This window comes from Candidatus Magnetobacterium casense (assembly GCF_019173545.1).
GTDB classification, from domain to species: domain Bacteria; phylum Nitrospirota; class Thermodesulfovibrionia; order Thermodesulfovibrionales; family Magnetobacteriaceae; genus Magnetobacterium; species Magnetobacterium cryptolimnobacter.
In genome coordinates, this window is record NZ_JABXWD010000150.1 from 1 (window position 1) to 8,233 (window position 8,233).

Sequence of the window (8,233 nt, forward strand, 5' to 3'; positions counted from 1 at the left end):
TTCAGGCATGATATTTGAGTGTGAAATAATGGGGTCAAGGGGGCTGGCCCCCTTGCGGGGGAGGTCTGAGGAGGGGGCGGAACCGCCCTCCTTCTTTCTTTTACCGTGAAATATAAAGAAGATACAGAAAAACAATGAATGCGCTGAGGTTTGAGGTAAACGCAGAAGAAAAGCTATTTGATCTTTCTGAGGAATTAACAGGAAAGACCTATTGTCCCTCCCGCGCTGTCTGTTTCATCTTGGAGAGACCCAAGATGCGGGAAATAATAGCGGCTGACTTCAGGGACAGGATTGTACATCAACGGCAAACACCGGATGCACATGGAGCGCGGCAAGCAATGTCGGCTGGCTTACGGTATCCCCGACGAGCGGTACAGGTTCAGGAACGGTTACATACACGGCAACAGCGAATACATCCACAAGCCAACGCACAGGGACGCTAACTATCGCAGGACAGGCGTTTACGGTTACACAGGACGGCGTATCTTGCAGCTATACACTCTCCCCAACGAGCAAGACCTTCACCTCGGCAGCAGGCACTGGCAGCGTGAATGTAACCACAACCAGCGCTTGCCAGTGGACAGCGACCAGCAATGCCGACTGGCTAAAAATAACATTCAACACCTCCGGCTACGGCACTGCCACCGTAAACTATTCCGTCACGGAGAACACGGGCGATGCACGCACCGGGACTTTGACAATCGGCGGGCAGACCTTTCCCGGTGTCCCCGGCAACTGGAAGGCAAAGGCAATAGCCGATTTTGACGGCGACGGCAAGACCAACGTATTGTGGCAGAACACCGGCAATGGCGACGTCTACGTCTGGTTCATGGATGGCACAACGATAACATCCGGCAGCGGGTACGTGGTCAATGGTATGCCATCGGAATGGCAGGCGAAGTAGGCAATAAAGAAGAGCAGCTCCGCCCCCTCACCCCTCTTCTTGCTTTGTTGATTGTGGATTGATTATACAGTCGAACCATTACGTCAAAAAAACCTGCCTGTTGACAAGCGTGCCCTATATTGATTATCATCTTACATCTTAGCCAATCATTGCTGATTGAAAAATATTAGATATGGAGGTATATATGGCAAATGTCAGTTATAAGGAACTTGGCCTGGTAAATAGCAAAGAGCTTTTCGAGAAGGCCGTCAAGGGAGGCTATGCCATCCCGGCGTACAATTTTAACAACATGGAACAACTACAGGCAATCATCATCGGGTGCGTGGAGACAAAATCCCCCGTCATCCTTCAGGTGTCAAGCGGCGCCAGAAAGTACGCCAACCAAACGCTGCTGAGATTCATGGCCATGGGGGCCGTCCAGATGATGAAGGACATGGGTGGTAACATCCCAATCGTCCTGCACCTGGACCACGGAGATACCTTTGAGCTTTGCAAGTCGTGTATAGATACGGGATTTTCTTCGGTAATGATCGACGGCTCACACCACCCCTATGAAAAAAACGTCGAGTTGACAAAGCAGGTCGTCCAGTACGCCCATGACCACGACGTCACCGTCGAAGGCGAACTCGGCGTCCTGGCCGGTATCGAGGACGACGTCTCCTCGGAAGTCAGCCACTACACCAAACCCGAAGAGGTCGAGGACTTCGTAAAACGCACCGGTGTAGACTCCCTGGCCATCTCCATCGGCACCTCCCACGGGGCATACAAGTTTAAGGTCAAGCCCGGCGAGGAACCACCGCCTCTGAGATTTGACATCCTCGAGGAAGTGGAACGCCGCATCCCCGGATTCCCTATCGTCCTGCACGGAGCATCATCGGTCATCCCGGCCTACGTTGACATGATAAACCAGTACGGCGGAAAGATCGACAACGCCGTCGGCGTACCCGTCTACCAACTGCGAAAGGCAGCCGCATCTGCCGTGTGCAAGATAAACATCGACAGCGACGGCAGACTCGCAATGACCGCCATGATCAGAAAGGCCTTCGCCGAAAATCCAAAGGAGTTTGACCCACGCAAGTACCTCGGACCGGCACGCGAGGAACTCGTCAAGATGATCAAGGAGAAAAACGAACAGGTACTTGGAAGTGCCGGAAAGGCATAAGCAATAAAGGCATCACGTTAACTCGTATGCCCCGGACACGCACATTCTAACACCGGTGCATAAAGAGACCCCCCAGGAATACTGCACGCCGCACACACATGTGGCAGGGTGGGTCTCTTTCCTCCGAATATGGTAAAAGAACTGTTGCTCATAGACGACGACATGGCAGCCGCTGTTGCAGCGGAACAAGCCCTTGCACCGATGGGATTCACCATCCGTCACAGCCCTGACCTTCAGTCTGCCCTGCAGATGCTCAGGGCCACAGACCAGATCGTGTTGCTCAAGACGTCTATGCCACAGAGTAGCGGTCTTGATGTCCTGTTGAGGGTGCGCTCCGTGTATCCGGACTCCACCGTGATCGCCCTCTGTGCCCACGGCGACTCACATGCGGCCACACTCAGGGCCGGGGCCTTTGCCTGTCTCAATGTGCCAACCGACGTTGAAGAATTAAAGGTGGTTGTCGAAAAGGCCGCCCAGGATATGGCACAACGCCTGGAACTGTCACGCCTGCGGGCACTGCACTGCACACGAGACCTCAACCCGTTAACGGGCAAGAGTAAAAAAATGGCCAAAGTGCTAAAGGACATGGAACGTGAGGCCTCAAACCATGGAGCGACGCTCATCGAAGGCGAGTGTGGCACCGGCAAGGAGTTCATAGCCAGGGCCATACACAACTTGGGCAGCCGAAGGGATGGCCCCTTCGTTTCCGTCAACACGACCGCCATCCCCGGAGAACTGCTCGATGCAATGCTGTTTGGCGAACTCAACGATCCCCTGAGACAACGGCACACGCCCGTTGCATGTGGTCGTCTTGCCCGAACCAACGGCGGCACCATCTTTATCGACGAAGTGTCAAAGCTCGACCTCGCTCTACAGCAGAGACTGTTGAGCTTTATCAGTACCGGTCAGTATATTCCCGTTGGTGGGACTTCTGCCGTTGTTGCCGACGTCCGCGTCATAGCCGCCACCAGTAAGGACCTCAAAGGGGCCGTTACCGGGGCCACGTTCAACCCCGAACTCTATGACCTCCTGCACAGACACGAAATAAAACTGCCCCCCCTGCGAGAACGCAAGGAAGACATCCTGCCCATAGCGGAACACTTCCTGGAGTCCTCCCGGCGCAAGTACGATACAGACATAAAGGAATTCTCTGATGCCGCCAAGGCACTCATGTTAAACTACCGCTGGCCCGGCAACGTCAGCGAACTCAAGCGAACCGTCTTTCGTGCGGCAGCCTTATCGGAGGGCGCCATGATCGACGACAAGGACCTCCTCGTTACCGAAGAACGCCCATGCTCCATGCACGACTTTCTAAAGGATAAGTTAAGCAAATACCTCAAGGATATCACCCAACTCAACGACGGAAACCTCTACAATACGATCATTGCCGAGGTGGAGAAGTCGCTTATATCTATCGTGCTGGCCGAAACCAACGGCAATCAGTTGAAGGCATCCAGGGCACTGGGTATCAACCGAAACACACTGAGAGCAAAGCTCAAGCAATATCAAATATCCATAAACGACACCAAGAAAGAACACAGCGAGGACAGCTCCACTCAGCTCCCACACGCAGGGGCCATGCCCCCGGTGAATACATGATTGTGTACTCGCTATGAAAAAATTATCCACTCATTACTAATAAGCTATTGCCGTAAAGGATGTATTTGTGATATCATTGATATTAGGAAAAAAAAACTAAGGGGTTTTAAGAAATGAACTACTATGAGAACATAGTTATTATCGATGCCTCGTTGGATGACGAAAACGTGGATAGCGCTATAAAACGGATATCTGACACGATAGAGGGCAATACGGGGCAGATACTGAAACAGGAGAAGTGGGGCAGGAGGAAACTTGCCTACATGATAAACAAGCACGAAAAGGGATTTTATCTCTTTTTTGTGTTCAAGGCCCCGCCAACGACGACGAAGTTGCTTGAGGGATTGTACAAGGTCTACGATCCGGTATTTAAGTATCAGGTGATAAAGCTGAGAAAGAAGGAGATCGAGGTGCTTGAGGAATCTCTGAGGGCAGCGGAGGCAAAACAAAAGGAGGCGGTAGAGGCCCCGGTAGAAGAAGAAAAGACAGAGGGGTAGAGACATGTTCAACAAACTCATATTAGCCGGCAATCTGACAAAGGACCCCGAGCTTCGTTACACCCCCCAGGGTCTGCCGGTTGTTACGTTGAGATTGGCTGCAACCTCCAGAGCCAAGCAGGGAGAAACGTGGAAGGATGAGACGCTGTTTTTGGATGTAACTGTTTTTGGTAAACAGGCTGAAAACTGTGGCCAGTACCTGAACAAAGGCAGTGGTGTTTTAGCTGAAGGACGCCTCAGGGAGAGGACTTGGGAAGCCGATGGCCAGAAGAAGAGCAGATTTGAGTGTGTTGCAACTAATGTCGTTTTTCTTCCAAAGCGTGATAGTGGAGGTGCAGGTCAGCATCAGAGTGATTTTGGCTCCGAACCTCTGCCGCCGTATGAATCTACGGACGTTGAACCATTCTAAATTATTATAAAAACTTATAGGAGTACTAGCACTTATGAGAACGGCAACAAGAACCAAACCGACAGAACAGGCCAAGTACAAGCGGTTTACGCGGAAGAAGTTCTGCAGGTTTTGTGCGGAGAAGACAATTTTTATCGATTACAAGGACACCAAGACGCTCAAGTCGTATCTGACCGAGCGTGGCAAACTGCTGCCGAGCCGTATGACGGGCACCTGCGCCAAGCACCAGAGGGACCTCACGGAGGCTATCAAGCGTGCAAGAAACATAGCACTGTTGTCATTTATGGAAAAATAAGATGCGCCTACCCAAGTCGTGGTTGCCCATAATTGCCGGCAGGATAGTCAACAGCCTTGTCAGGGGAGGATTTGTTGAGCCAAAGGTGGCCATAAACGAACTCTGCAGGCAAACGGAGGCGTTGCTGTATGAGGAGCTGACGGTTGAGGACAGGTTGGCCGATGAGGTGCGTCAGATATTGCGGTCGTTTGAGGGTGAGATAGAGCGCAAGCACCTCGATTACAAGGCGCTCTTTGACATGACCAAACGGAGACTCATCAAGGAGCGAAATATAGTTATTTGATGCTATCGGATGATAAAATAACCCACATGTCGCACGTCTTGCTCAAGGGGTTATCGGACAAGGGCCTTGTGCATTTAAAGGCCGATGAAGGTAAAGTACGCAAGGAAATCAGAAAGGTCATCGTTGATGAACTCAGGGTAGGGCAGGAGATCGACGATGCCGTTCGGGCAAAGATAAACACCCTGTCAAAGAAGGTCGTTGAGGGCAGCGCTGAGTGGGATATCCTTTACAAGAAGCTGTTTGCCGAGGAAGAACGAAAAAAAGGCAGGTCTTGAGTCGGAGTACATTCTTTCATATCAGCGATGAGTACGTAAAACAACACAGGGCTAAGGCCAGACAACTTAGAAAAACCACATGGTGGCGACGCAAGTGTCAACGTGGCATCTGCCATTACTGCAACGGTACCTTTAGTCCGTCAGATATAACCATGGACCACATCATTCCCCTGTCACAGGGTGGCACGTCGATCAAAAGCAATATAGTTGCAGCCTGTAAATCATGTAATACCAAAAAGCAGCACACCCTTCCCTGGCAATGGACACCCTACATGGATAGCCTCAAGGAAGGGGGAGACGGTGGCGATTGAGAGGGCGACTGTCGGCCTTTCGTCGCGCCGAGTTGCATCCATTCTGTGGCGCTTGCACCGGCCCATCAGCCCTACCATAAAGAGCAGTGGATAAACTGAAAAACAGCCTGAAGTCTTGATCTTCAGACAAAACAAAGTCACAGTGCTGCAATTTTATTACGATTCGTGGTAAAATAACCTTATGGAGACATCTGATCCTATCCTTGCTAAATTTCATGTGGCACTGGTTGATATTTACGGCGAGCGCCTTGAGCGTGTGGTATTGTTCGGCTCTCGTGCTCGTGGCGATGAGCATGAAGATTCCGATTATGACGTTGCCGTATTCCTTAAATCGCTTCCGGACAGGTGGGCTGAACTGGACAGGTTAGCCAGGCTCCGCGTTAGTTTTATTGATGATGCAGGTGTTTTCTTTGATGCAAAACCCTATTCAGCCACGGCCTATCAAGAAAGTTCACCGCTCATGCGTGAAATCAGACAAGAGGGGCTTGACCTGTGACGTCAGAGACAGCCAACTTCATTGAAAAAGCAGAGAAATTGCTTGTAAATGCCAACACCATGCTTAATGTTGGCCTTAACAGTGATGCAGGGCGTACCGCTTATCTTGCTGGATTTCATGCCGCACAAGCCCTTATCTTTGAACGTATGGGAAAGACGGTTAAAACCCATAAAGGTGTTCAGATGGAATTTATGCGTCTAACCAAAAATGAGCCGAGTGTTCCGGCAGAACTCAGGATATTCCTGTCTCAGGCTTACAACCTCAAGGCCATTGCCCTTCAGCCCCCCCGCAAGGGGAGGGGCGAGGCGCCCCGGCCGGAAAGAAGTCCCCTTGACCCCATAATGCTTAACCTTCGATTATTACAGAAATATTTACAGTAACAATTTATTTCTCTGTATAAAGTTTCAGATGTTTTGCTATAATAATATATGCAGTTTGTAGATGTAAGAAGTGACATAGCGTTTAAGAAGATATTTGGCAACGAAGGCAAAAAGGGGATTCTTATATCTTTTTTAAATGCAGTCTTAGGTCTCAGCGGAGATAGGGAAATAGATGATTTGTCGATTCTGAATCCATATCAGACACCAAATATAAAGATACTGAAAGAGACGATATTGGATATAAGGGCGGTAGATAAAAGGGGCATAACGTTCATAATAGAGATACAGATTCAAAGGCGGCGCGGATTTGAAAAACGTGTGCTATACTATACAAGTAAGGCATATATTGCCCAGTTGGATAAAGGCGACAATTATCCTGCGTTAAAACCGGTGATATATATAGGCATATTGGACTTTGACATACTTGAAGGCGACAGCTATATCACAAGACATCTGATATTAAACTCCGCCACTCTCAGGCAGGTGTTAGTGGACTTTGAATTCAACTTTATAGAGCTGCCCAAGTTTACCAAAACCGAGGATGAGATACATAGCGTAGTGGATAAATGGATACATTTTATAAAAAACGCCGGTTCCATGCAAATAATACCCAAGAGCGCAGACTTTGCGGAGATACAAGAGGCATACAACATAGCAACCAGGATGTTCTGGAGCAAGGATGAATTTGAGCTGTACGATTACTGGCAGATTCGCTTACAGGATGAAAGGGGTGCAATAGAGTATTCATTTCTTGAGGGAGAGCGCAAGGGCAGACTTGAAGGCAGACTTGAAGGAAAGTACGAGGGGTTGCTTGAAGGGATAGAGGTGATACTTGAGGTTAAGTATGCAGATGTGGCTACCGACATTATGGAAAGTGTCAGGAAACTTGGAACTATAGAAAAATTAGAGGCGTTTAAGAAACTGTTAAAGGCGTCTGCCTCCGTAGAGGACTTGAAGGGATTTTTTTGAGTAAGTTATTCCTCCTTCAGCCCAACGGCAACAGGTAATACCCCCATTGTCGTCAAAGCCGTCAGTGCCTAGTACGTGAACACACCCGTGCCGCCCAACGCTCCGAAGTTGTTTGATTGACAGAGGTAGCCGACCAGATTACGCTTGGGAAGTGTATTTCCCTGGAAGCAGGCCATCGGAACGCTGCCACAACTCAGACCAACCGGGTCTACCGTATTCAGATTTTCTTGTTCTCCTAACAATTCTTGCTTACCAGTTCTTATAGTAGAGCCTCTTGCAAATATGACGTTTAGGCAATTATCATGCCAAATAAATATCGTTTATTGTCAGGGAGTTGTAAGATATGACTCTTTGCAATATTTTACATAATCTGTATTTTGCAAGAGGCTCAGTATTTTCTGATATTCCTGTTGCTCTGGCAACTGAAAGAACTCCACCATGCCCAATTATTATTGCTTCCACAGCAATCCCTAAGCGTTCTGTGCGCTCATTAAACTCTGGTTCCAAAATCTGTATTTTCGAGTAATATTTTCTATCGCAATGGTCGGTAGCACCCCAAACAACCGTGGTCATGCAGCCACCGCCATTGTTTGGTTTTGTAGGTGCCTGGGTGGTCGTCCTCGTCGTGGAGGATCAACCCATAACGGCAACGG

The 8,233-nt window shown here is 49.4% G+C and carries 14 protein-coding genes and 1 pseudogene; 13 read left to right on the forward strand and 2 right to left on the reverse strand.

Annotated features, from left to right (window positions below):
* Positions 1–364: 364 nt before the first annotated feature.
* From HWQ67_RS20525 to HWQ67_RS09340, 13 genes and pseudogenes are all read left to right on the forward strand, one after another.
* Positions 365–415, forward strand: a pseudogene (locus tag HWQ67_RS20525) (hypothetical protein); the annotation flags it as partial.
* A 30-nt stretch (positions 416–445) separates the two neighbouring features.
* Positions 446–904, forward strand: coding sequence for a BACON domain-containing protein (locus HWQ67_RS09285; protein ID WP_320414560.1), 459 nt, complete (start codon positions 446–448; stop codon positions 902–904).
* 184 nt (positions 905–1,088) lie between these two features.
* Positions 1,089–2,066 carry a class II fructose-bisphosphate aldolase gene (locus HWQ67_RS09290; protein ID WP_218252408.1) on the forward strand — a complete coding sequence of 326 codons (978 nt, stop codon included), beginning with the start codon at positions 1,089–1,091 and terminating at the stop codon, positions 2,064–2,066.
* A 129-nt stretch (positions 2,067–2,195) separates the two neighbouring features.
* Complete coding sequence (locus HWQ67_RS09295) at positions 2,196–3,665, forward strand: sigma-54-dependent transcriptional regulator (RefSeq protein WP_218252409.1); 1,470 nt, start codon at positions 2,196–2,198, stop codon at positions 3,663–3,665.
* 113 nt (positions 3,666–3,778) lie between these two features.
* On the forward strand, positions 3,779–4,162 hold the full coding sequence (gene rpsF / locus HWQ67_RS09300) for a 30S ribosomal protein S6 (protein WP_218252410.1): 384 nt from the start codon (positions 3,779–3,781) through the stop codon (positions 4,160–4,162).
* Positions 4,163–4,166: 4 nt separating this feature from the next.
* Positions 4,167–4,571 carry a single-stranded DNA-binding protein gene (locus HWQ67_RS09305; RefSeq protein ID WP_218252411.1) on the forward strand — a complete coding sequence of 135 codons (405 nt, stop codon included), beginning with the start codon at positions 4,167–4,169 and terminating at the stop codon, positions 4,569–4,571.
* 34 nt (positions 4,572–4,605) lie between these two features.
* On the forward strand, positions 4,606–4,866 hold the full coding sequence (gene rpsR, locus HWQ67_RS09310; protein ID WP_218252412.1) for a 30S ribosomal protein S18: 261 nt from the start codon (positions 4,606–4,608) through the stop codon (positions 4,864–4,866).
* A 1-nt stretch (position 4,867) separates the two neighbouring features.
* On the forward strand, positions 4,868–5,149 hold the full coding sequence (locus HWQ67_RS09315) for a DUF507 family protein (protein ID WP_218252413.1): 282 nt from the start codon (positions 4,868–4,870) through the stop codon (positions 5,147–5,149).
* Complete coding sequence (locus HWQ67_RS09320; RefSeq protein WP_255317200.1) at positions 5,149–5,424, forward strand: DUF507 family protein; 276 nt, start codon at positions 5,149–5,151, stop codon at positions 5,422–5,424. The genes HWQ67_RS09315 and HWQ67_RS09320 overlap by 1 nt, the downstream gene beginning before the upstream one ends.
* Entirely contained in the window at positions 5,421–5,735 is a 315-nt protein-coding gene (locus tag HWQ67_RS09325; RefSeq protein ID WP_218252415.1) for an HNH endonuclease, read from the forward strand. The genes HWQ67_RS09320 and HWQ67_RS09325 overlap by 4 nt, the downstream gene beginning before the upstream one ends.
* A gap of 181 nt (positions 5,736–5,916) precedes the next feature.
* A complete protein-coding gene (locus HWQ67_RS09330) occupies positions 5,917–6,231 on the forward strand; it encodes a nucleotidyltransferase domain-containing protein (protein ID WP_218252416.1) in 315 nt (104 codons plus the stop codon).
* Positions 6,228–6,611, forward strand: a complete 384-nt coding sequence (locus HWQ67_RS09335) for a HEPN domain-containing protein (RefSeq protein ID WP_218252417.1) — start codon at positions 6,228–6,230, stop codon at positions 6,609–6,611. Before HWQ67_RS09330 ends, HWQ67_RS09335 begins: the two co-directional genes overlap by 4 nt.
* A gap of 48 nt (positions 6,612–6,659) precedes the next feature.
* Positions 6,660–7,580 carry an Rpn family recombination-promoting nuclease/putative transposase gene (locus HWQ67_RS09340; RefSeq protein ID WP_218252418.1) on the forward strand — a complete coding sequence of 307 codons (921 nt, stop codon included), beginning with the start codon at positions 6,660–6,662 and terminating at the stop codon, positions 7,578–7,580.
* Positions 7,581–7,648: 68 nt separating this feature from the next.
* Here the strand turns inward: HWQ67_RS09340 and HWQ67_RS09345 are convergent, their stop codons facing one another.
* Both HWQ67_RS09345 and HWQ67_RS09350 read right to left on the reverse strand, forming a co-directional pair.
* Positions 7,649–7,822 carry a hypothetical protein gene (locus tag HWQ67_RS09345; RefSeq protein WP_218252419.1) on the reverse strand — a complete coding sequence of 58 codons (174 nt, stop codon included), beginning with the start codon at positions 7,820–7,822 and terminating at the stop codon, positions 7,649–7,651.
* A 58-nt stretch (positions 7,823–7,880) separates the two neighbouring features.
* On the reverse strand, positions 7,881–8,042 hold the full coding sequence (locus tag HWQ67_RS09350) for a hypothetical protein (protein ID WP_218252420.1): 162 nt from the start codon (positions 8,040–8,042) through the stop codon (positions 7,881–7,883).
* Between the last annotated feature and the right edge of the window lie 191 nt (positions 8,043–8,233).